Consider the following 20,250-nt stretch of genomic DNA (forward strand, 5'->3'; position numbering starts at 1 on the left):
TTTTAGATTGAGCTTTGATCATCGATTATTTTTTGCCCATCTTGCCCGAATAATGCATCAAAAACAGACAGAGAACCCTTCATGCCCATACCCAGAGCGGCGAAGACACAAAAGCGAACGCGGATACAGGAAGAGAAAGAGGAGACCATTCTCGAGGCTGCTCTCGATGTCTTCTCGGCAAATGGTTTTCGCGGCACGACGATTGACCAGATCGCCGAGGTGGCCGGAATGTCGAAACCGAATGTCCTCTATTATTTTCGCACCAAGGAGGCGATGCACCGGGCGCTGATCGAGCGCGTGCTGGATACGTGGCTGGATCCGCTTCGCGCCTTCGATGCCACTGGTAATCCCGAAACCGAAATCCGCTCCTATCTTCGCCGTAAACTGGAGATGGCGCGGGACTATCCGCGCGAAAGCAGGCTGTTTGCGAATGAGGTGTTGCAGGGTGCGCCGCATGTGGAAGACGAGTTGAAGGGGCCGCTGAAGCAGTTGGTGGATGAGAAGGCAGAGGTGATCAGGGCCTGGGCGAAGGCGGGTAGAATCGCAGCTTGCGATCCCTATCATCTGATTTTCTCGATATGGGCAACAACCCAGCATTATGCGGATTTCGACGTGCAGGTTCGCTCTGTGTTAGGCGAAGGCAATTCGGGCGAGGGGCGCTTTGAGGATGCCGCCCGCTTCCTGGAACAGCTCTTCATGGGCGGTCTGGGGATAAATCCTGTGCCTTTGCGAAAAACATGATCTAAATAATCAACTTTATACTTTACACTAAAACTCATCTTTATTATCGTGCACCCAGCCTGATCGCACAGGTGGTGTTTTTTGATGATGAGGTAAGGCATGGCGCGCAAGGACAAGAAGAAGGCGGAGCGGAACGGCAAGCGGGACAATCGTCCGCAGCAGGCATCGCAACCCGTCGCTGTCCCTGCCGGGCCGAGGAGCTTTCTCTATGTCGGAGGACGTGACTGTCAGGTTGCCCATCTTCGCCAGATTGCCAGCAACTTCGACGCCGAGCTCATCCACCATGATGGCGGCTTGCGCGAAGCGGTATCCCGCATCGATACGCTGCTTCCATCGGTGGATTGCGTTTTTTGCCCCATCGACTGTATCAGCCATGATGCGTGTTTGCGGGTAAAGTCCGGCTGCAAGAAGTTCGGCAAGACCTTCATTCCGCTGCGCAACGGCAGCAAATCCAGCCTGGAGCGGGCGCTTCAAACGATGAACGACCGCGCTGCAGCCAATTAGGATATTACTGGCGCGCCGTTTTGAAAAAAGCGGCGGCTGCCAGCGCGACCCAGCCGAGAATCATGCCAAGGCCACCAATAGGTGCGGCCATCGGGAAGGCACCGTTGCCGGTAAAATGGCGTGAGACGAGGTCTCCGGCAAAAAGCACCGTTCCAAGACCGAGCAGGATGGCTGCCGGTGCTGCGGTTCTGATACGCTCCCAGCCGACGTAGATGCCCAGAAGAATGGGCGCATGGGCAAGACACATTGTCGAGGCATTGCCCAACAATTGCGTTGCGCCGGTATGCGTTGCCGCAGCCGCGAGAGCCACGCCGCTGGCACCCAAAAGGCCGGAGAGGAAAAGGCTCGTTGCGCGCAGCCAGCTTTTGCTCATGATGCAGTATCTTCCTGATTTTGCATGTGAAATGCCAGCCGCTCTATCGGCGTCCAGATGATTTCGCGAAGTTTTGGATTTTCGATTGTCTCATCCATGGCCCGGCGGAAGCACAGCAGCCATTCGTCGCGCTCCGTAGCGCCGATGGGTGCCACGAAGTGCCGCCGCCTCAGCATAGGATGACCGTATTTCTCGACATAAACAGGTGGGCCACCGAGATAGCCGAGCAGATAATCGGTAAATTTGCTCTCGCTGCCGGTAAGGTCCGGTGGATGGATGGCGCGACAGCGGGCGGCTTCCGGCAGAGTATCCATCAATTCATAGAAACGCTTGGTCAGTGCGCGGACGGTCGCCTCACCGCCGATGGCCTCATAAAGCGTGATGGTTTCGTCCGACACCGCGTGCAGTCTCCGTTTCCCGTCGGTTTTGCCGCTTGAAGGCCGAAAGTGCAACAGGGAAAGGAAGGTGCGGCAATTCGTTCGCCGCACCTGAAAGAGATTTCAGCCGAAATTGCGGATGAGATCGAGCCCCTTGTTCAACAGTGCGTCTGCCTCATCTTCATTTGCGGCTTCCACATAGCAGCGCATTTCCGGGGCATTGCCGGAGGGGCGGAAGTGGATGGTGTTGCCGTTGCTGAGTGTGACCCGCAGGCCGTCGATATCGCTGGTTTCTTTGACAGTACCGACGGACTTGAGGAAGTTTTCAAGATTGGTCGGTGATGAGCGCAGATGCTCCATAAGCGCGGCGCTTTTTTCCTGTGCAAAGTCCTGTAGACGGTCCGCTGCGGCGACCGGGAGTTTGTAGGCGGCGGCGATTTCAGAGAGTGGCTTTTTCTGTTCGGCTGCCAGTTTCAAGGCGGCGAGCAAGGGCAGGAAGCAATCGCGAGTCGGCAGGGCGGAAACTGTCTTGCCATTCAGCGTGAAAGGCGATGCCGTCAAGAAACCGCCATTGGCTTCGAAGCCGATCACACCCTTGTTGCCCTTTGATAGAGCCTCTTCCATGCCAGCAATCACGAAGGGGGAGCCGACTTTGGTGCGCAGAACCTCGAATTCACCGCTGTCTTCGATGCCGGAATTGGAGGTGACGGGTGTTACGACGACATCCGCTTTCAGGAAATTTGCGGTGATGAGGCCAAGCAGATCGCCGCGCAGGGGAACGCCGTGCCCATCGGCCAGCAAGGGGCGATCGCCGTCACCATCAGCGGAAATGATGGCGTCGAGCTTGTGCTCAGTGGACCAGGCTTTAAGCTTCTCAAGAGTGTCGGCAGAAACCGCTTCTGTATCGACTGGAATGAATGTTTCAGAGCGGCCAAGCGGCAGAACATCTGCGCCATAATGCTTCAGAACATCCACGAACGCGTCGCGGGCAACCGTGCTGTGCTGGTAAACGCCGATCTTGAGGCCGGTGAGCGATTTCTCTGGCAGGAGGGAGGCGTTGCGTTTGAAGAAGAAGGCATTGGCCTTATCTGCGTGGTTTTCAGCGCTCGCTGAGGTGACCGAGATATTTTCCGCCCCGACTGTCTTGGCAAGTTCGGCGATGGCCGTTTCGTCCTGTTTGTCGATCTCGCCATCCGGGCGGTAGAATTTGATGCCGTTGCGATCTGCGGGGATGTGCGATCCGGTGATCATTAAAGCCGCTGCGTTGAGAGATAAGCTGTAGAGCGCCAGCGCCGGCGTTGGCAGCGCGCCGCAATCGATGGGCTTCAGACCTGCCGCTGCGAGTGCGGCGATGCAGGTCTCAGCAATCGCTGGACTTGAGTCTCTGAAATCCTGCCCGATCAGAATAGGATCACCAGCTTTTGCCTGTCCGGAAGTGAGAAGATGTCGCGCGAAGGCCGTGGCATATATGGCGGATGCCTTGCCTTTCAAATCCTTCGAAAGACCGCGAAGACCGCTTGTTCCAAACTTCAGGCTCATGTCAAATGCTTCCTTATTCCGGGTCGTTCCATGCTGTTTCGATCAAAGAGATCGCAGACTTAACGCAAAAAGCGCCGCATTGATCCCCAATTTCGATATGCTTCTGGTTGGTACCCGATCGGCAATGATCTCTCAAGTTTTGACAGTTCGAGGTGATCCGCCATATATCAAGCGGTGTCGTAATCGGCAATTTTGATGGGAAGTGGGTCACATGGACACTGTATCGATCGATAATCGTGGTGATTTCGGTCTTTGGGCAATCGAACGTGCCAAGGCCATTATCGCAGAGAAAGGGTCCGAACTTGCGATAGCGTCGCGGGATGGTGATCAGGATGCGATCCGCGAAGCGGCCAATAATTTGGGTGCGGCCATTTCCGCCGCACTTCTGGAGGTCTATGACGGTCTTGTGCCGGAGGAGTGATCGGCCCGGCTGATCCCCGCATATCGAAGCGCGATGAAGGCCGTGAGAAAGGCCACTGCGAAGGCGTTGAGGTTGAAAAGCCTGGCGAGGTCAGGTGCGCTCCAGATGTGGAGTGCATCGCCAATCAGATAGCGGGTGAACAGGAAACCTGCAAAGACCACGCCGGTCATGCCGATTTGCCAGTATCTTTCGCGCGGGCGGAACGACAGGGCCACGAGCATGATGCAGGCTGCAAAAAACAGCTCAGTGCCCGCAGAGGTGCCGAACAGCTTGGTCTCGAAGATCGTATCGATGGTGCCGATCAGCGGTAATGCGATCCGCGCAGCAAGTGCCGATCTGCGGGCAATCAGTGAAATGGCGAGAAAGAAAAACATCGAGACAATGCTTATCAGCGATGCCTCGACGCCGTTTCCAACCAGCCACCAGATGGAAAGAGGATAGAACGGCTTGTTGAGAATGATGACCCAGGCGACAGTTAGTGTCGCCGCCGTCAGGGGATCATGCGTTCTATCCTTGCTTGTCATGCGTTAGTTTCTCACAGGCGAGAGCAGATAGTGGCCAACGCCCCAGACAGCGCCCTTGTCATGGCCAAACAGCCCGGCCGTTGCCAGGAAGAACAAGCGCCAGCGGCGACGCCACAAGTTGGCGTCAGGACCATAGACCTGCTGCAATATCGGCGTGATGCGCGCGGATTCACGGTCGAAATTCGCGAGCCAGTCCATCGCCGTGCGCCGGTAATGATCTCCAGACCAACGCCACTCCGCCTCGACATTGTAAATGTCCTCGAAGCGATGCGGCAGATCATGTGCGGGCATGATGCCGCCGGTGAAGAAGTGGTGGGCAATCCAGTCTGCCGGATCGTTCTGGTCGAAACGATAGGACCGGTCCTTGTGGGTGAAGACGTGGATGAAAAGCTTGCCGTCTTCCTTCAACCAGTTGCGCGTCCGCTCCATCAGGGCGCGCCAGTTCGACATGTGTTCGAACATCTCCACTGAAACGACGCGATCGAAGCTGCCGGATGGCGCAAAATCATTCATGTCTGCGGTGATGACCGTCAGATTGTGAATGCTCCGGCGTTCCGCCTGACTGAGGATGTAAGCGCGCTGCGATGCGGAATTGGAGACGGAGGTGATGCGAGCATTCGGAAACTGGCGGGCCATATAGAGCGACAGCGAACCCCAGCCGCAGCCCAGTTCCAGAATGTCCATTCCATCAGAGATATCGGCATGTTTTACTGTCTCGGCCAAAGCCGCCGTCTCTGCGTCATCCAGCGTGGTGGTGGCGCTGGGATAATAGCAGCAGGAGTATTTTCGCTGAGCGCCGAGCACGAGCGAGAAGAACTCCGCCGGCACCTCGTAATGCTGGCGATTGGCCTCGTCCGTGTGGATCGCGACGGGGAAATCCGCCATGTCGCGCGCAAAAATGACCTCCTGATCGTGGGACACTTTTTCCATCTTACGTTTTGTGCGAGCGCACAGGAAATCAATCCCAGCCAACGTCAAGCTGTCGGAAAGCGGCGCTCTTTCGGCGGTGTTGATGGCAAAAGCCAGCATGTTCATGGTTATTCCTCCTCTTTTCTCGGTCCGGGAAAAAATGCGTTGACGCGGCGCTGGAGCGAGCGAAATTTTTCGCCTCGTGACCGCAGCATGTGCTCTTCAAGCGGGGGAATGCCCGACGCATGAACCAGCAGCCAATACATGAGGGCAGGGGCCAGCAGCGCGGCCCAGCTCCACGGCGATGAACCCGTCAGCGCCAGCAGCGGCCACGCACACCAGAACAGCCACTCGAAGAAATAATTGGGATGGCGCGAATAACGCCAGAAACCTTCCTCGCAGATTTCAGTCTTTGCCTCCGGCTTCTTGCGGAAATGCGCAAGCTGACGGTCCGACAGGGCTTCACCAACCAAAGCTACCAAGGCTACAATGATACCTGCAATATCCAGAATGCCGGGGAATTGAGAGCCGTTGGAGGCCGCAACATAGACTGCAAGCACGAGGATGAACCCTGCCAGTGCCTGGATTTGCAGGAACTGGAACAGGCGGCGGCTGGCCTTGGTGCCCCATTCCTCGACCAGCTTGGCGTAGCGCGGGTCCTCGCCACCACCTTTTGTGCGCGAACCGATGTGGCTTCCAAGCCGGATCGACCATATAGCGACAATCAGGAAAGCAGCGACGCGCCGCTCGAACGTACCGTCCGCCGCCACGATGACGGCAAGACCGCCGATGCCGATCGCAAAAGACCAGATCGTATCGATCCAGCCGCTGGCACCAGTTTTTCTCTGGATGGCCCAGGCCGCGGTCATTGCAAGACTAAGGCCGATGGCGATCACGATCAGCAGTCCATAATTCATCGCAAGGGTCTTCCCATCAAATCGCTGTGCTTTTTCATAGACTACGGTCAGGCGACCGATTTGGTTTTCATGTCTGAGTAAAAATGATCCGACGACGACAAGTGATCCAAATTGGCGTTTCGACCGTTCTACTCTGCAAAAGCCGATGCCAATGCATCGCCGTGGAGGAAACTGTCATGAAAGCTTTAGTGAAATATGCAGCCTGCATTGTACTCGCTTGCGCAGGGAGTGCTTCCGCTGCCGACATTAACGGCCAGTGGGCGCGCGGTGACGGCAACGCGAAAGTGCAGATCGCGCCATGCGGTTCGGACATCTGCGCGACCAACACCTGGATCAAACCCGGCACGCCGAAAGAAAAGACCGGCGACCGGCTGGTCATGAGCATCAAGCCGACCTCTGACGGTGAATATGCCGGGACCGCGTTCGATCCACAGCGCGACCTCACCTACAAACTGACCGTTTCGGTCAAGGGCGATACGATGACGACCAAGGGCTGTGTTCTGGCAGGCATCATCTGCAAGGGCGTCGACTGGTCTCGCATACAGTAATGATTGGAAAGGCTGGGTTTGGAATGAAAAAACGTGTGGTTGCCTATCTCTCGACTTTGGTCGTCTTCGTCGCGATTGACTTCGTCTGGCTCAGCGTCATGGCAAATGTGCTCTACAGACCGGCGCTCGGCGATATGCTGGCGGCGGAGTTTCGCCTGATGCCTGCCGTGTTATTCTACCTTATGTATGCGGCCGGCCTGACCTTCTTTGCGGTACGCCCCGGACTGGTCACCGCCAAATTCGGCACGTCGTTTCTTTATGGCGGTCTGTTGGGTTTCATGGCTTACGGCACCTACGATCTCACCAACCAGGCAACCTTGGCCAACTGGTCCACGACGCTGACGGTTGCGGATCTGATCTGGGGTTCTCTTCTGTCTGCCATTTCAGCCTGCGCTGGACACTGGGTGACTGAGAAAGTGAGCGGGCGCGTCGTCCGCTAGATATCCGAGCCTACACGATTTTCTACTCCTTGCAGGGTTATCATGGCATCTTATCTCGTTGGTATGTGTGGTATCGTCTTCGCGATGATGCTTGGGGGAGGCGCTTTGGCTTCTGAAAAAATCGATAGCGCACTCAAGTCCGGCGAGGTCAAAATCGATGTTGGTGGCTTCAAGCTGAACAGCGTCCTTTTGCCCGCGAAAAAGGGCGCGACGCTTCCGCCCATCGTTTTCATCCACGGTGCCAGCACCAGCCTTTATGACCCCATGTATACGTTCCGCGACAAGCTGGAAGGCAAGGCGACGCTGTTGTTTGTCGACAGGCCCGGTCACGGGCGCTCCGATATCGGGCCTAAAGACAATATCCAGCCGGATGCGCAGGCAGACGCTATCGCGCGGCTGATGAAAAAGCGCGGCATCCGCAAGGCGATTATCGTCGGGCATTCCTTTGGGGGCGCGATAACGGCGGCCTTCGCTATGCGGCACAAGGACATGGTCGAGGGATTGGTGTTTCTGTCGCCAGCCCTGTACCCATGGCCGGGCGGCGTTTCCTGGTATTATGATGCCGCCAGTGTGCCTGTGGCTGGCGTGCTGTTCAGCACGCTGATTGCGCCCGCCGCCGGTGCTTTGGTGATCGACGGTGCTGTGAAGTCCGTCTTTGCGCCCAATCCACGCCCTGCGGACTACATATCCAAAACGAAAGCCTATCAGGCTCTGCGCCCCGTCGCCTTTCGCCACAATGCGCAGGAGGTTGCGGGTCTCAACGCCTGGGCCAAAACCGCCTCTGCCGGATTTCGCAGCATAAAGGCACCGACGGTTATCATCGCCGGCGATGCCGACAAGGTCGTCTCGACCGAAATCCACTCACGCCATCTGGCACGGGACGTCAGCGGTGCAGAGCTTATCGTCGTGCATAATCTCGGACATAAATCGGATTATGTGGCCAGCGATCTGGCCGTTGCCGCAATCGAAAAAATCGCTGGCAAAAAACGCAATCTGAAGGCCATTGCGAAAACGCTGGAAGCCAAAATCGCCAATGACGGCAAGTAAAGAAAACTGGCCGGTCTGAAACCGGCCAGTCCTTGTTCCGCCAGCTTACGCGGCAGGGAGAACGGCGATAGCGCGGATAGGTGTTTCGACGCCGGTCACATCAGCCACCTTCGTTGCCTTGCCGGTTTCCAGATCGACGGTGTAAAGCGTCTTGTCTGCTGCCAGCCATGCGGTGTTCTTGCCTTCCGCAGTCGTCTGAATGTCGAAGGCATAGGTTGCGGGCTTGCCGTCGATGCCGAGCTTGCCGATGGCCTTCAGCGTTCCGTCATTTGGCTTCGTCTGCTGAACCAGCGCACCGATGGTGGCATCGATGTTGTACATCGCGGTCTTTTCAGGCTTGCCATAGGAATTGGTATAGGCGGCAGCCACGACATTCGGTGTTTCACCCTTGTGCATGTCGCCGTCTTCATAGGCCAGCGTACCATCGACGGTTACGGCACCCGTATCCGGGTGTACGCGGTGGTTGGTGGTGCCGGTCATGTAGCGAAGGCGGTCTGCCATGGGGTTGAAGTCCACGATGACAGGAGCCTGGGTCATGGCCAAAGGCTTGTCCATTTTCGCAACTTCGGTGGCGGCACCCGTTTCCAGGTTGATCGAAACGATGGTGTTATCAGGTGTTACGCCGATGACGGTCTTGTTGCCGGGACGGAAATCGATGCCGACCAGCTTGTCCACGCCGGTGACATCCATGGTCTTCGTGACGGCAGGTTTTTCGGTATCGAACATGACGAGTGTCTTGTCGCCGGTTAGACCCAGAACAGGTGCTGCCGAGGCAAAGGTAGCTGTTGCTGCTAGCAGGGCAGAGGCAATCGATGCTGTGCGAAGGATGGTCATATCTTTCTCCCGTGTTTGATCCGTTTCAAGAGGCGGCCAGCGGATGCTTTCCATCGCTCTTGAAGGTTAGACACATGGGGAGGGTCGTTTGGATGCAGCGGTCTAAATTTTTTTGTGATTTGCATCCATGCCCCTCTTTCATGTGTATGATTTTCTGAAACGGTATGGTCATCGGGAGAGCCTCTTTGGACGTGAAGCAGACACAAGCGGACGATTTTGGTGCAGCGCTTCACGCATGTGCCAAGGGAGATCGAAACGGCTTGCGGTTGATCTTCGACAAGGAGGCCGGGCGGCTGATTGCCGTGGCCGAACGCATCGTGCGCAGACGCGATCTGGCCGAAGAGGTCGTTCAGGAAGCCTTTATCCGCATCTGGAAAAACGCATCTCAATATGCGCCGGAACGTGGCTCCGCACGCGGTTGGATCTACGCCATCGTTCGCAACCGCGCACTCAACATGCTCAGGGACGGCAAGCGCGAAGATCTGGTGGCCGACGACCATCTGGATACGCTGCAGGAGGCGCAGCACGTCGAACACATTATGACGTCCTGGCACCGGCTGGATCAGAACAGCAGGCTTCGCGATTGCCTATCGACCCTGGATGAAACCAGACGTCGCGGCATCCTCATGGCCTATGTGGGCGGCTATACGCATGGCGAAATCGCCGGGCGGCTGAAGGTGCCACTGGGAACGACGAAATCGTGGATACGACGCGGCCTTTCCTCGCTTCGGGAGTGCATGGCATGACGATATCAAGGGAAGACATGGCCCGCTTGGCGGATGAATATGTCCTCGGCCTTCTCGATGACGACGAAAGCCGACGCGTGGAGACCGAAAGCCACAAGGATGACGAACTGCGCGATGCCATCGCCACGAGCCGCGAACGCTTTCTGCCGCTCGACCTATCCGTGGACGAAGCCACGCCAAGCGCGTCGCTCTGGCAGCGGATCGATGCCGATTTGAGTGGCACGCAAGAAAAGCAGAACGCTCACGAGCGTCCCGCCCCATCCAACGACAACCGTCTCCATGTCTGGAAGCGAACAGCCGTCGCGTCTCTGGCTGCATCGCTGTTGCTGACCGCAAGTCTCGGCTGGTCTCTAATGCGCAAGGTGGACCCGGTCGTCATCGCGATTTTGCTGAACGATGCGGGCGAACCCCAGGCGATCGTCGAGGATTTCAGCAATGAACAGGCCAGCATCCGTCTGCTTGCCGACTTCACTGTGCCTGAGGGGAAAACCATGCAGGTCTGGACCCTTCCCAACCAGGAAACCGGCCCTGTTTCCCTAGGGCTGCTGAACGAACATCGCTCCGCCAAACTCGCAACGCCATCGCTTCCGCGGCCCAAGGACAAACAGCTCTACGAAATCACGCTGGAGCAAACAGGCGGATCGCCAACGGGCAGGCCGACAGGGCCGATATTGGTCAAGGGACTTGCGAAGATACCGTTGTAGTGACGCACCGGATACGTCGTTTTTTGACGATGGCTTCGGCGGATGGTCATACGCCATCGCGCCCTTCACTCGGCACCCACCCCCTCGTGTAGCCTCTGCCCATTGCAACAACGGCCAGACTGAGCTGGTGCTGCAGGTGTTCAATCTCTTCCTGCATCGCTTCGATAGCGGCTGTGGCGTCTCCGTCATGGCATTGCAAAATGTATTCAGCCACATCTTTGACGGCTTTGGTTATCTCCGGCTGCACGTTCTCAATCTCCATTTTTCAGAGCCTCAATGCCGCATGGTCAGTGGAAACACCCGCCCCGGTGTCAATGACGTTCTACTTATGTTCTCAATATTGAATGAGTCAACAAGACTTTTTATCGGGTTGCAGACCCTTCGGTTTTCACGTTAGGTGCCGAGACTGACGGAAGATGGGATTTGCAATTGAGCGGGCCGGAAGATCCTGCGGGAAAAACACAGCGACGAAGACGCGCCATCTGGCCGTGGCTGGTATTGTTCGCTATCACGCTTTTGGCGATTTATGCCTATGGGCAGGCCGTTACTGCCTGGGAGGGTATGGTCAGGACGTGGCGGGACCTCGTCCAGCTTTTTTGGTGGATTATTCCTGATGGACAGTAGAAAAACATGGCGCACCCGACAGGATTCGAACCTGTGACCTTTGGAATCGGAATCCAACACTCTATCCAGCTGAGCTACGGGTGCATCCGTGTGTGCGATGAATCGCATCTGACAGCGATTGGTTCTTAACCCAGCTTGTCTTTCGCATCAATGCGTAAAATTGATATGGCGTTCTGTGAAGCGGTGGTTATGCAGAAATTCCTGTTTAAATATTGGTTTTTCTCGCTCAAAAATTGAACAATAAAATATTGGGACGATGAAATTTTGAGTATTTTTTTGACGATTGTCCCTTTCATCATTTGTCGTTTGACCTTCGTATAAATCATATGGCTTCCTGTCGGAGATGGGGATTTCTTAGGGGGCGGCGCGTTAAACGCGGAGATAAATATGCAGCCTCTGTTATGTTTGCGCTAACTTGAGACGACGCTGATAAGTCACGGAGCAAAACTTTATATCTTTGCTTTATCTATTATTAAACCTTGTTCTAATAAACATAATTGGGTAATTTGAGAATAATTCAAAGGCGAATCAAAGGGGACGGATATGACGATAGGTCTCGCATTCGAGCATGGCAGAGGTAAGATGACCTATGTGGAGGCTGATGAAGCGCCACTGGTTTCCAAAGGTGAAATTGATTATTCGATCCTATCCGAAGCTGTTGTTTATCGGCTGCGACGTGCTCAGCTATCGGTTGTGAGCGAGTTTAACGAGAGCCTGTTCGAATTCGGCCTTCGACCCGCCGATTTTTCAGTTTTGATCGTCGTCGCCAACAATACCGGCTTGAAGCAGAGCGATGTGGCCGAAGCGCTGGGAATTCAGCGTGCTAACTTCGTGGCCATTATCGATGGTCTCGAGGACAAGGGGCTTCTGCAAAGACGCCGGTCCGATTCCGACCGCCGTGTCCACTATATTGAGATGACTGACGAAGGTCGTTCCGTTCTGGAAGAGATTTCCCAGATATGGAAAAGTCACGAAGCCAAGTTGATCGATCGTCTCGGTGGCGAAAAAGCGCGTGACCAGCTGGTTGGCCTTCTGCGCCGTATTCAGGACTGATCAACGCAGTTCCTGATCAAGTGTCTAGGATTGAAAAGGTGCGGTTCTGTCGCACCTTTTTTATTGCTTTTCGCGCTCTCACATTTTCATCGCGCCGGGGCCTGCCGTTGCGCCCGGTGGTACCTTGCCAAGAATGATCATGCCAAGCACTTCGTCCTTGGTCACATCCTGCGTTCTGGCGTGGCCGACCACTTTGCCGTTCTTCATGACGAAAACCCGGTCTGCGAGATCGAAGACGTCGTGGATGTCATGGCTGATGAGGAAGATGCCGATCCCCTCTTTCTTCAGTTCCTTGACGAGATCGCCGACCTGAGCGGTTTCCTGTGGGCCCAATGCCGCTGTCGGCTCATCCATGATGAGAATGCGGGCATCGAAGAGGATAGCGCGGGCGATGGCGACAGATTGGCGCTGGCCGCCGGAAAGCGCTTTCACCGGCTCCTTGAAGCGCTTGAAGTTGGGGTTGAGGCGGCCCATGACCTCACGAGCGGAAGCTTCCATGGCCACATCATCCAGCGTGCCCCATGGGGTGCGCAGCTCGCGGCCCAGATAAAGATTGGCGGCGGCATCGACATTATCTGCGACGGCCAGTGTCTGGTAGATGGTTTCGATGCCGTATTTCTTGGCATCGCGTGGATTGCGGATATCGACCTCTTCACCATTGATCAGGATTTCGCCGCCGTCGCGACGGTAAGCGCCAGACAGGACTTTGATTAACGTCGATTTGCCCGCGCCGTTGTGGCCCAGCAGCGCCACGACCTCACCGGGGTGAAGATCGACCGAGGCGTTTTCCACCGCGTGGATGCCGCCGAAAGAGATGGAAATATTGCGCATTTCCACAAGCGGAGTGGATTGGTCCGTCATATCGGAAACTCCTCTTTTTATTATTTGGCTCTGGCGCGATAAACGGTGTCCAGCCACACGGCCATGACAAGCACGATGCCGATGACAATGCTCTGCAAAGGCGTATCCATTCCCAGAAGCACCATGCCGGAATTGAGCGATTGCATGACAACCGCACCCAGAATGGCACCAGCTATGGTGCCGGCGCCACCGGCGAGCGAGGTGCCGCCGATGACGGCTGCGGCGATGGTATATAGCTCGTCCAGCGTGCCTTGCGCATTGGTCGCGGCATTGAGGCGGGCTGTGGAGATGGCCGCCGCTATGGCGCAGAGCGCGCCCATCAGCGCAAAAATCCTGACCGTGACCCAGCGTGTCTTGATGCCAGCCAGCACCGCGGCCTCCGGGTTGCCGCCGATAGCAAACACATAACGACCGAAGCGGGTGCGGTTGGTGATGAAGTTCATGACGATGGCGATGCCAAGGGCAATCAGCACCGGTATGGCGATGCCCAGGGATATCTCCAGCCCCGCATCCGGCCATGCCATATTGTTGGCCTCGGCATATTTGCGGGCGAGATTGGTGGGCATGTAATAGCTGTTCAGAACCTCTACGGAGCCGAGCACGATTCCACAGCCGATCAGGCCCATAAAATACTCGGCCCAAACAGGCTTCAGCGGAAAGCCAAACCGTTTGCGCTGTCTTCGCGAATTGAGGATGGATAAAACGATGAGGACGCAGGCGATGATGCCGACGACCCAGCTTGCCGTTGCGCCGATGGAGCCATCGGCACCGCCACCCATCAGGCGGAAACGTGTATCCATAGGCGCGACCGTTGCGCCGCTGGTCACCATCCAGGCCGCTCCGCGCCACACCAGAAGGCCACCGAGCGTCACGATGAAGGATGGCACGTTCATGAAAGCGATGATGACACCCTGAAATGCGCCGATGGCGGCACCCAGTGCGATGCCGACGCTCAAAGCCACCATCCATGACATGGGGTGGTCGTAGCCGAGCCAGCCGGGCAGAAACCGCGTCTGTGTCACGGCCATGATCATGCCGACGAAGCCAAGGATCGACCCGACCGACAGGTCGATATTGCGGGTGACGATGACGAGCACCATGCCGGTGGCCATGACCGAAACGGATGCAGCCTGCACCGAGAGGTTCCAGAGATTGCGTGATGTCAGGAAGAGGCCGCCCGACAGAATTTCAAAACCAACCCAGATCGCGAAGAGTGCAATCACCATGCCCAGCAGGCGGGTGTCTATTTCCGTCGCGTTCAAGAAACGGCGCAACGGGTTTCCCCGCTCTGTCTGTGCACCGGACGATGGTGCGGCAATGGTTTGTTCCGCCATGTTTCTAGTGCTCCCTGAAATATATCATGACTTGCACGTCCCGGTGCCGCCGCAGGGTAAACCCTGCGACGCTTTCGGTTGAGATCTCCCGAAATGAATGCCGTTGTGCTTCAGTTCGGGAGGCTCGTTACGGCTTTATTTGCACGCGGCGGCAGTGCCAGCTTTCACGCCCTGGCAAAGTTCGCTCTTGGTGATCCATTTGGCATCCAGAACAACGTTCAGATTGTCCTTGGTTATGGCCTGTGGCTCTAGGAAGTATGAGCTCATTTCAACACCATTGGTGCCGCCCTTGAATTTGACGGTGCCTTCAAGCGATTCCATCTTCGTACCCTTGGCCAGCGCAACGGCGACTTCGCCCGCCTTTTTGCCGAGCTTACGGCTGTCTTTCCAAACGGAAACAGTCTGGGTGCCGAGTGCCACGCGGTTCAGTGCCGCCTTGTCGCCATCCTGACCGGAAACGGGGACAGAGCCGGCAAGACCCTGCGCTTCAAGGGCTGCGACAACGCCGCCTGCCATGCCATCATTGGACGAGACGACCGCATCGACCTTGTTGTTGTTGGCGGTTAGGAACTGCTCCATGTTCTTCTGAGCGATTTCCGGCTTCCAGCCGTCGGTATAGGCTTCGCCGACATTCTTGATCTTGCCGGACGCGATGGCGTCTTTCAGCACTTCCATCTGGCCGGAGAAGACAAAGTTGGCGTTCGGGTCCGTCGAGCCGCCCTTGATGAAGACGTAATTGCCCGTCGGCTTGATCTTGAAGACTTCCTTGGCCTGCAAGCGGCCGACTTCCTTGTTGTCGAAGGTGATGTAGTAGGTGCTGGGGTTTTCGATCAGGCGGTCATAACCGACGACTGGAATGCCTTCGGCATTGGCCTTCTCGATGGCTGGCCCAATCGCGCTGGAATCCTGCGCAAGCACGATCAGTGCATTGGCACCCTGCGCAATAAGACTTTCGATGTCGGTCAGCTGCTTTGCGGCGGATGTCTGCGCATCTGCGGAAATGTATTTTGCACCGGACGCTTTCAGCGCGTCCTTGATGGCGGCTTCGTCGGTCTTCCAGCGTTCTTCCTGGAAGTTCGACCAGGACACGCCGACAACGAGATCGGCAGCAACGGCGACCGTATGCAGAGAAACGAGTACGGCTGTACCCGCCAACAACTTGGCAAATGAATTCATGATGTCCTCCCGGGTAACGACGAAACGCTAAGGCACCTCCATGCCCGCGCGATCGCCTGAAAACCTGCCGAGCTACGCCAAAAGCATTTTTTCTCGACAGTCGAGAAATTAAATGTCAGAGAATCCTGAGACTGTCAACAGGCGGTACCAGCGGCTTTCGTGGCCTTGGTTGCGGCTTGGTCCCACAAGGTTTATGGCGGTGAAAACAGGCGGAGGAACCGGAGCGCAATGTCGGCCATAGCAAGCACAGAGCTGGTGCGACAACAAAACAGTCTACGAACGTTGACCGCCCTGCGCCGCCATGGCGACCTTTCACACACAGACCTTGCCGCATTGACCGGTCTTGCTTCGGCCACCGTATCTGTCATCACCGCCGAGCTGGAGCGTGTCGAGCTCATCAAACGAACCGAGCAACAGGCATCGTCGGGCAGGGGGCGCCCCAGGGTGCTGTTTCAGCCAAACCGGCGCTTTGGCTATGTCGCAGTGGTCGTCATATCCTCCGATGCGGTCCAATATTCGCTGGTAGATTTCACCGGTACGCTGATGGACCGCTTCGCAGAGGGCAGGGCCGCTGACACGGGTGCTGATTTCGGTCGAGCGGTTCTAGACGGCCTGCTGAGGCTCGCCAGCCGTTCCAAGATTGCCCCTAGCGCCGTGCTGCACATATCCATCAGCAGCAAAGGGTTGGTCGATCCCACCAGTGCGACCCTGGTCTGGTCCCCCGTTTTGGGGGAGGTGCGGGTGGAGTTTCGAGAAGTGCTGTCTTCTCATTTCCAGGCGCGGATCTACCTGTACAACGAAACGCTGCTGGCAGCAGAAGCGCTCTGGGTTCGTACACGCCAGGAAACGGGTCAGACAGGTACCCTCGCAGCCCTTTCATTGGGGCATAGCATCGGGCTTGGTGTCGCGCGCGAGCGTGATAATGAGCGCGCCGATGTCGTTGCACCCAATTTCGGGCATATGCTGCACATGCCGGATGGAGCGCTGTGTCGTTGCGGTGCGAAGGGGTGCGTCGAGGCCTATTGTGGGTTCTACGGAATTTTGCGTTCGGCTTTCGAGGTTCCAACAAATACGATCCCCGCGAAATTCGTACCCATTGCAGAGGTGGAAAAGATCGCCGCTTCCGCCCGCTCCGGCAACCGCATGGCGGCCTTTGCCTTTCGGCAAGCAGGGCTGGCGCTCGGGAACGGACTTTCACGGTTGTTCAGCCTGTACGGCCATATGCCCGTTTTCGTGACCGGGCCGGGGACACGTTTCTTCGACCTGCTGAAAGCCAGCATTCATGATGGTATGGTGCAGACGAATGCCATCCGGATTGGCGGTGTACCGCAGATCACAATCGTGCCAGATGAGCAGACTTTGGTTTTCGAAGGCCATATGGGGCTTGCATTGTCCCGTCTGGACGGAGATATCGTGATGTCTGGCATGGCAGCGCCGCAGATATCTCAAGCGCCGCTGGCACGTTGAATGGAGACGATATGCTGATCATCGATACGAGCCACCCCATCTACCGGCCTCTGTGGGTCAGGCTGCTGATCGTCGGGTTCTGCGCGGGCTGGGCCATCATCGAGTTCGTCAATCACGAGATTTTCTGGGCGACCGTTGTGGGTGGTGTTGCGGTATATTCCGCCTACGTTCTGCTGATCACCTTCAAGCCACCGCCGGAAAAGGTCGAGGAACCTGCATCCGTCCCACCTGACGAAGCGTAGTTATCTCTCGAGAAACCGAATCGCCTGATCGATCAGCAGATTGGCAGCCGTCATGCGCCGGTTGGCGTTATCCCGGAATTGTGGACTGACCGCATCTGGATGATTGAGGCGTGCGAAGCTTCGGCGCTTTTCACTCAGACTCTCCACGGTGTCCTTTTCCCCGATTGCCAGTTCGTCCGAGACGTCGCTGAGTGATGTTTTTTCCAGATAGGCTGGCATCTGTTCCGGTTCAGGGGCAGGCGGCGGTAATGGCTCCTCCAGAAAGCCGAGATACGAATCAAGGGGAAGGTTGGACGTTGCCGGGTCTTGAGTCGCGGTGTCGAAGACGAGACTGGCACTGAAGCTTTTGATGCCGGAGGCGGATGCCGTCTCTTCGATTTGTGGATTGTCTTCCACCTCACGCTCGAGGCGTTCCACCACTGACTGAAAAACGGACTGTCCGAACAGCATCTAAACTTTCCTGTTGATCTGTCGATTCGATCACACGAACGTGGCGTCTGGCTTGCGTCGTCAGGTCCAGGTCAGGTTGAGGCTTTCTTCCAGCACCAGATCGTAGAGCAGTTGGGCACTGGGCGGCAATGCGCGGTCCTTGGTGACGATCAGGCTGTAGGGTTTGACGTTGAGCTCGAACTCGGTTGGGAGAATTCTGATATCGCCCATTGGCGAGTGCTGACCTGAAACGAACTGCGCCATTTCAAAGGCAATCGGCGCTATTGCGTTGGTTTGCGTCACGATGGCCAGCGTCAGGACGATCGACGGGGTGTTGATGATGTTGCGGGGCAAAGCGACGCCCTGAGACAAGAAAACGTCTTCCATGGTTCGTCTTAACAGCGCGCCGGGTGGCTGAAACACCCAGTCGTACTCCGACAAATCCTCCAGTTGCGCTGGCGCGGCTTGCAGAAGAGGATGGTCCTTTCTTACCAGAAGACAGGCGCGTTCGATGCCGATCTCATGGGCGTTAAAGAGGGCGGGATCGATGTCATCAGGTATGCGGCCAATGACGAAATCATGGCGGGCGGCGAGCAGCTCCCGGGCCAAAATGTTGCTGGTCTCGACCTGCACATTGACCTCGATGCCGGGATAGGTGTCCATCGCCTTGCGAAGCGCGGGCACCACCAAGCTGATCGCTGGCGCGGTCACGGAGCCGATAAAGACCGATCCGCCGCTGCCGGATTTCATCTGCGCCAGTTCGCGGCTGGCCTCTCTCAACTCGAGAAGAATCTTTTTTGCGCGTTTTGCAAGGGCTTCACCAAACTGCGTCAGCACGACTCCCCGAGATGCGCGCTGACATAAGGGGCTCTTAACAATGGCCTCCATTTCGGACAACATGCGCGATGCGGCAGGTTGGGTCATATTCAGCGCTGCCGCCGCAGCACTTACCTGGCCGTGTTCTTCAATGGTCACAAGCATGCGCAAATGGGACATTTTCAGCCCTGCGCGCAACAGGGGGTTGTCTTCAGTTAACGACAAAAATTCGAAACTGTTCGTTCCATTTCGTTCCATAAAGTGCCGTTTCCGCCGCGTTAAAAAATGGTTGATGGGATTATATCGATTTAATATATCAAAAATGATATAGGAAAAGTCTTATATTGTATTTGACAGTTATATGGATTCAGAACAGTTTGCGCCGGTGCCGAGGAGGAGCGGTGAAAGATCGGATTGTGTTTGCAATCCGTTCGAGTAAGTTAGACTCCTACGCTCGGGCGTGAATTTGTCGGGGCATCGTGGAGTATGATGCCTAAAAGGGTTTCAAGGGAGAGAGTTTTATGAAATCAGTCATTTCGTTGTTTGCAGCCTGTGCCATCGGCGCTGCAGCATTTGCTTCGCCTGTATGGGCGCAGGACAAGGGCGCTGTCGGCATTGCTATGCCAACGAAGTCCTCCGCACGCTGGATCGACGATGGTAACAACATCGTCAAGCAGCTTCAGGAAGCCGGTTACACAACCGATCTTCAGTATGCTGACGACGACATTCCGAATCAGCTTTCCCAGATCGAGAACATGGTCACCAAGGGCGTTAAGGTCCTGGTTATCGCGTCCATCGACGGCACCACGCTGTCGGACGTTCTCAAGCAGGCTGGCCAGCAGGGCATTAAGGTCATCGCTTATGACCGCCTGATCCGCAACAGCGGCGACGTCAGCTACTACGCCACGTTCGACAACTTCCAGGTTGGCGTTCTGCAGGCGACTTCGATTGCTGACAAGCTTGGCCTGAAAGACGGCAAGGGTCCATTCAACATCGAACTGTTCGGCGGTTCGCCAGACGACAACAACGCCTTCTTCTTCTATGATGGCGCAATGTCTGTTCTCAAGCCTTACATCGACAGCGGTAAGCTCGTCGTGAAGTCCGGCCAGATGGGCATGGACAAGGTCGGTACGCTGCGTTGGGATCCTGCAACAGCCCAGGCACGCATGGACAACCTTCTGTCTGCTTACTACACAGACGCAAAGGTTGACGCCGTTCTGTCGCCTTACGATGGTATCTCCATCGGCATCATCTCCTCGCTCAAGGGCGTAGGCTATGGCTCGAAGGACCAGCCACTGCCGGTCGTTTCCGGTCAGGACGCTGAAGTTCCTTCCGTCAAGTCGATCATTGCTGGCGAACAGTATTCCACCATCTTCAAGGACACACGCGAACTCGCTAAGGTCACTGTTGGCATGGTCAACGCTGCGATGCAGGGCAAAGAGCCTGAAGTCAACGACACCAAGACCTATGAAAATGGCGTCAAAGTCGTTCCTTCCTACCTGCTGAAGCCAGTTGCTGTTACCAAGGAGAACTACAAGCAGGTTCTCGTTGATGGCGGTTACTACAAAGAAGACCAGCTCAAGTAAGATTATATGACCGTGGCGGGGGTGGGCGTGATGTCCAT

At 56.2% G+C, this 20,250-nt stretch carries 24 protein-coding genes, 1 tRNA gene and 1 pseudogene; 12 read left to right on the top strand and 14 right to left on the bottom strand.

Annotation, left to right across the window (positions count from 1 at the left end; translation table 11 throughout):
* The first annotated feature begins 81 nt into the window (after window positions 1-81).
* Entirely contained in the window at window positions 82-741 is a 660-nt protein-coding gene (locus CPJ18_RS04805; RefSeq protein ID WP_077117874.1) for a TetR family transcriptional regulator C-terminal domain-containing protein, read from the top strand.
* A gap of 192 nt (window positions 742-933) precedes the next feature.
* A pseudogene (locus CPJ18_RS04810) lies at window positions 934-1,245 on the top strand (DUF2325 domain-containing protein); the annotation flags it as partial.
* 4 nt (window positions 1,246-1,249) lie between these two features.
* On the opposite strand, the gene CPJ18_RS04815 reads toward CPJ18_RS04810, so the two are convergent.
* The 3 genes from CPJ18_RS04815 to CPJ18_RS04825 all read right to left on the bottom strand — a co-directional run bounded on the left by CPJ18_RS04815 (window position 1,250) and on the right by CPJ18_RS04825 (window position 3,534).
* Window positions 1,250-1,618 carry a DUF423 domain-containing protein gene (locus tag CPJ18_RS04815; protein ID WP_103657211.1) on the bottom strand — a complete coding sequence of 123 codons (369 nt, stop codon included), beginning with the start codon at window positions 1,616-1,618 and terminating at the stop codon, window positions 1,250-1,252.
* Window positions 1,615-2,016, bottom strand: coding sequence for a group II truncated hemoglobin (locus CPJ18_RS04820; protein ID WP_103657379.1), 402 nt, complete (start codon window positions 2,014-2,016; stop codon window positions 1,615-1,617). Before CPJ18_RS04820 ends, CPJ18_RS04815 begins: the two co-directional genes overlap by 4 nt.
* Before the next feature lie 102 nt (window positions 2,017-2,118).
* Window positions 2,119-3,534 carry a phosphomannomutase gene (locus CPJ18_RS04825; RefSeq protein ID WP_103657212.1) on the bottom strand — a complete coding sequence of 472 codons (1,416 nt, stop codon included), beginning with the start codon at window positions 3,532-3,534 and terminating at the stop codon, window positions 2,119-2,121.
* Between the two features lie 211 nt (window positions 3,535-3,745).
* Here CPJ18_RS04825 and CPJ18_RS04830 point away from each other — a divergent pair, with 211 nt between their 5' ends.
* Complete coding sequence (locus CPJ18_RS04830) at window positions 3,746-3,955, top strand: hypothetical protein (RefSeq protein ID WP_103657213.1); 210 nt, start codon at window positions 3,746-3,748, stop codon at window positions 3,953-3,955.
* On the opposite strand, the gene CPJ18_RS04835 is transcribed toward CPJ18_RS04830, so the two are convergent.
* Genes CPJ18_RS04835 through CPJ18_RS04845 form a run of 3 tightly spaced genes read right to left on the bottom strand, consistent with a single transcriptional unit; the run spans window position 3,928 to window position 6,305 of the window.
* Entirely contained in the window at window positions 3,928-4,479 is a 552-nt protein-coding gene (locus CPJ18_RS04835; protein ID WP_103657214.1) for a hypothetical protein, read from the bottom strand. The genes CPJ18_RS04830 and CPJ18_RS04835 overlap by 28 nt on opposite strands.
* 3 nt (window positions 4,480-4,482) lie before the next feature.
* Window positions 4,483-5,514 (bottom strand): SAM-dependent methyltransferase, encoded by a 1,032-nt coding sequence (locus tag CPJ18_RS04840; protein ID WP_103657215.1) that lies wholly within the window; start codon window positions 5,512-5,514, stop codon window positions 4,483-4,485.
* Window positions 5,515-5,516: 2 nt separating this feature from the next.
* Window positions 5,517-6,305, bottom strand: a complete 789-nt coding sequence (locus CPJ18_RS04845; RefSeq protein ID WP_103657216.1) for a DUF1295 domain-containing protein — start codon at window positions 6,303-6,305, stop codon at window positions 5,517-5,519.
* Between the two features lie 176 nt (window positions 6,306-6,481).
* On the opposite strand from CPJ18_RS04845, the gene CPJ18_RS04850 reads away from it, so the two are divergent.
* The 3 genes from CPJ18_RS04850 to CPJ18_RS04860 are packed head-to-tail and all read left to right on the top strand — an operon-like array spanning window position 6,482 to window position 8,340.
* Window positions 6,482-6,853: a DUF2147 domain-containing protein gene (locus tag CPJ18_RS04850; RefSeq protein WP_067644635.1), complete on the top strand. Its 372-nt coding sequence runs from the start codon at window positions 6,482-6,484 to the stop codon at window positions 6,851-6,853.
* A 23-nt stretch (window positions 6,854-6,876) separates the two neighbouring features.
* Window positions 6,877-7,293: a DUF2177 family protein gene (locus CPJ18_RS04855; RefSeq protein ID WP_103657380.1), complete on the top strand. Its 417-nt coding sequence runs from the start codon at window positions 6,877-6,879 to the stop codon at window positions 7,291-7,293.
* Window positions 7,294-7,335: 42 nt separating this feature from the next.
* Window positions 7,336-8,340 carry an alpha/beta fold hydrolase gene (locus tag CPJ18_RS04860; RefSeq protein WP_103657217.1) on the top strand — a complete coding sequence of 335 codons (1,005 nt, stop codon included), beginning with the start codon at window positions 7,336-7,338 and terminating at the stop codon, window positions 8,338-8,340.
* 45 nt (window positions 8,341-8,385) lie between these two features.
* Here the strand turns inward: CPJ18_RS04860 and CPJ18_RS04865 are convergent, their stop codons facing one another.
* The gene (locus tag CPJ18_RS04865) at window positions 8,386-9,174 is read right to left on the bottom strand and encodes a DUF4394 domain-containing protein (protein ID WP_103657381.1); all 789 of its coding nucleotides are present in this window, start codon (window positions 9,172-9,174) and stop codon (window positions 8,386-8,388) included.
* A gap of 191 nt (window positions 9,175-9,365) precedes the next feature.
* Between CPJ18_RS04865 and CPJ18_RS04870 the strand changes: the two genes are divergently transcribed.
* The gene (locus CPJ18_RS04870; protein WP_245445328.1) at window positions 9,366-9,920 is read left to right on the top strand and encodes a sigma-70 family RNA polymerase sigma factor; all 555 of its coding nucleotides are present in this window, start codon (window positions 9,366-9,368) and stop codon (window positions 9,918-9,920) included.
* Window positions 9,917-10,624: an anti-sigma factor gene (locus CPJ18_RS04875; protein ID WP_103657219.1), complete on the top strand. Its 708-nt coding sequence runs from the start codon at window positions 9,917-9,919 to the stop codon at window positions 10,622-10,624. Before CPJ18_RS04870 ends, CPJ18_RS04875 begins: the two co-directional genes overlap by 4 nt.
* Before the next feature lie 46 nt (window positions 10,625-10,670).
* Here CPJ18_RS04875 and CPJ18_RS04880 read toward each other — a convergent pair whose 3' ends face one another.
* Window positions 10,671-10,886 (bottom strand): hypothetical protein, encoded by a 216-nt coding sequence (locus CPJ18_RS04880; protein WP_103657220.1) that lies wholly within the window; start codon window positions 10,884-10,886, stop codon window positions 10,671-10,673.
* 369 nt (window positions 10,887-11,255) lie between these two features.
* Window positions 11,256-11,332: transfer RNA gene (locus tag CPJ18_RS04890), tRNA-Arg, on the bottom strand.
* Window positions 11,333-11,791: 459 nt separating this feature from the next.
* Here CPJ18_RS04890 and CPJ18_RS04900 point away from each other — a divergent pair.
* Window positions 11,792-12,301 (top strand): MarR family winged helix-turn-helix transcriptional regulator, encoded by a 510-nt coding sequence (locus tag CPJ18_RS04900; protein WP_244554357.1) that lies wholly within the window; start codon window positions 11,792-11,794, stop codon window positions 12,299-12,301.
* A 78-nt stretch (window positions 12,302-12,379) separates the two neighbouring features.
* Here the strand turns inward: CPJ18_RS04900 and CPJ18_RS04905 are convergent, their stop codons facing one another.
* The 3 genes from CPJ18_RS04905 to xylF all read right to left on the bottom strand — a co-directional run bounded on the left by CPJ18_RS04905 (window position 12,380) and on the right by xylF (window position 15,672).
* Complete coding sequence (locus CPJ18_RS04905; RefSeq protein ID WP_077117852.1) at window positions 12,380-13,162, bottom strand: ATP-binding cassette domain-containing protein; 783 nt, start codon at window positions 13,160-13,162, stop codon at window positions 12,380-12,382.
* A gap of 20 nt (window positions 13,163-13,182) precedes the next feature.
* Window positions 13,183-14,496, bottom strand: a complete 1,314-nt coding sequence (locus tag CPJ18_RS04910; RefSeq protein WP_103657222.1) for a sugar ABC transporter permease — start codon at window positions 14,494-14,496, stop codon at window positions 13,183-13,185.
* 135 nt (window positions 14,497-14,631) lie between these two features.
* Window positions 14,632-15,672, bottom strand: a complete 1,041-nt coding sequence (xylF, locus tag CPJ18_RS04915; RefSeq protein ID WP_077117848.1) for a D-xylose ABC transporter substrate-binding protein — start codon at window positions 15,670-15,672, stop codon at window positions 14,632-14,634.
* Between the two features lie 228 nt (window positions 15,673-15,900).
* On the opposite strand from xylF, the gene CPJ18_RS04920 reads away from it, so the two are divergent.
* Window positions 15,901-17,139, top strand: a complete 1,239-nt coding sequence (locus tag CPJ18_RS04920; protein WP_103657223.1) for an ROK family transcriptional regulator — start codon at window positions 15,901-15,903, stop codon at window positions 17,137-17,139.
* Between the two features lie 11 nt (window positions 17,140-17,150).
* Complete coding sequence (locus CPJ18_RS04925; RefSeq protein WP_077117844.1) at window positions 17,151-17,381, top strand: hypothetical protein; 231 nt, start codon at window positions 17,151-17,153, stop codon at window positions 17,379-17,381.
* Here the strand turns inward: CPJ18_RS04925 and CPJ18_RS04930 are convergent, their stop codons facing one another.
* On the bottom strand, window positions 17,382-17,831 hold the full coding sequence (locus CPJ18_RS04930) for a hypothetical protein (RefSeq protein ID WP_103657224.1): 450 nt from the start codon (window positions 17,829-17,831) through the stop codon (window positions 17,382-17,384).
* Between the two features lie 60 nt (window positions 17,832-17,891).
* Complete coding sequence (locus CPJ18_RS04935) at window positions 17,892-18,884, bottom strand: LysR family transcriptional regulator (protein ID WP_103584513.1); 993 nt, start codon at window positions 18,882-18,884, stop codon at window positions 17,892-17,894.
* A 263-nt stretch (window positions 18,885-19,147) separates the two neighbouring features.
* Here CPJ18_RS04935 and chvE point away from each other — a divergent pair, with 263 nt between their 5' ends.
* Window positions 19,148-20,212 carry a sugar ABC transporter substrate-binding protein ChvE gene (gene chvE, locus CPJ18_RS04940; protein ID WP_077103930.1) on the top strand — a complete coding sequence of 355 codons (1,065 nt, stop codon included), beginning with the start codon at window positions 19,148-19,150 and terminating at the stop codon, window positions 20,210-20,212.
* The last annotated feature ends 38 nt before the right edge of the window (window positions 20,213-20,250 follow it).

It is taken from the genome of Agrobacterium rosae (genome assembly GCF_002915175.1).
GTDB classification, from domain to species: Bacteria; Pseudomonadota; Alphaproteobacteria; order Rhizobiales; family Rhizobiaceae; genus Agrobacterium; species Agrobacterium rosae.

Bases quoted from the DNA above. Each gene is read 5' to 3' on its own strand.
- CPJ18_RS04805 (WP_077117874.1), top strand. From the start codon at position 82: ATGCCCATACCCAGAGCGGCGAAGACACAAAAGCGAACGCGGATACAG.
- CPJ18_RS04815 (WP_103657211.1), bottom strand. From the start codon at position 1,618: ATGAGCAAAAGCTGGCTGCGCGCAACGAGCCTTTTCCTCTCCGGCCTT.
- CPJ18_RS04825 (WP_103657212.1), bottom strand. From the start codon at position 3,534: ATGAGCCTGAAGTTTGGAACAAGCGGTCTTCGCGGTCTTTCGAAGGAT.
- CPJ18_RS04830 (WP_103657213.1), top strand. From the start codon at position 3,746: ATGGACACTGTATCGATCGATAATCGTGGTGATTTCGGTCTTTGGGCA.
- CPJ18_RS04835 (WP_103657214.1), bottom strand. From the start codon at position 4,479: ATGACAAGCAAGGATAGAACGCATGATCCCCTGACGGCGGCGACACTA.
- CPJ18_RS04840 (WP_103657215.1), bottom strand. From the start codon at position 5,514: ATGAACATGCTGGCTTTTGCCATCAACACCGCCGAAAGAGCGCCGCTT.
- CPJ18_RS04845 (WP_103657216.1), bottom strand. From the start codon at position 6,305: ATGAATTATGGACTGCTGATCGTGATCGCCATCGGCCTTAGTCTTGCA.
- CPJ18_RS04850 (WP_067644635.1), top strand. From the start codon at position 6,482: ATGAAAGCTTTAGTGAAATATGCAGCCTGCATTGTACTCGCTTGCGCA.
- CPJ18_RS04855 (WP_103657380.1), top strand. From the start codon at position 6,877: ATGAAAAAACGTGTGGTTGCCTATCTCTCGACTTTGGTCGTCTTCGTC.
- CPJ18_RS04860 (WP_103657217.1), top strand. From the start codon at position 7,336: ATGGCATCTTATCTCGTTGGTATGTGTGGTATCGTCTTCGCGATGATG.
- CPJ18_RS04865 (WP_103657381.1), bottom strand. From the start codon at position 9,174: ATGACCATCCTTCGCACAGCATCGATTGCCTCTGCCCTGCTAGCAGCA.
- CPJ18_RS04875 (WP_103657219.1), top strand. From the start codon at position 9,917: ATGACGATATCAAGGGAAGACATGGCCCGCTTGGCGGATGAATATGTC.
- CPJ18_RS04880 (WP_103657220.1), bottom strand. From the start codon at position 10,886: ATGGAGATTGAGAACGTGCAGCCGGAGATAACCAAAGCCGTCAAAGAT.
- CPJ18_RS04900 (WP_244554357.1), top strand. From the start codon at position 11,792: ATGACGATAGGTCTCGCATTCGAGCATGGCAGAGGTAAGATGACCTAT.
- CPJ18_RS04905 (WP_077117852.1), bottom strand. From the start codon at position 13,162: ATGACGGACCAATCCACTCCGCTTGTGGAAATGCGCAATATTTCCATC.
- CPJ18_RS04910 (WP_103657222.1), bottom strand. From the start codon at position 14,496: ATGGCGGAACAAACCATTGCCGCACCATCGTCCGGTGCACAGACAGAG.
- xylF (WP_077117848.1), bottom strand. From the start codon at position 15,672: ATGAATTCATTTGCCAAGTTGTTGGCGGGTACAGCCGTACTCGTTTCT.
- CPJ18_RS04920 (WP_103657223.1), top strand. From the start codon at position 15,901: ATGTCGGCCATAGCAAGCACAGAGCTGGTGCGACAACAAAACAGTCTA.
- CPJ18_RS04925 (WP_077117844.1), top strand. From the start codon at position 17,151: ATGCTGATCATCGATACGAGCCACCCCATCTACCGGCCTCTGTGGGTC.
- CPJ18_RS04930 (WP_103657224.1), bottom strand. From the start codon at position 17,831: ATGCTGTTCGGACAGTCCGTTTTTCAGTCAGTGGTGGAACGCCTCGAG.
- CPJ18_RS04935 (WP_103584513.1), bottom strand. From the start codon at position 18,884: ATGGAACGAAATGGAACGAACAGTTTCGAATTTTTGTCGTTAACTGAA.
- chvE (WP_077103930.1), top strand. From the start codon at position 19,148: ATGAAATCAGTCATTTCGTTGTTTGCAGCCTGTGCCATCGGCGCTGCA.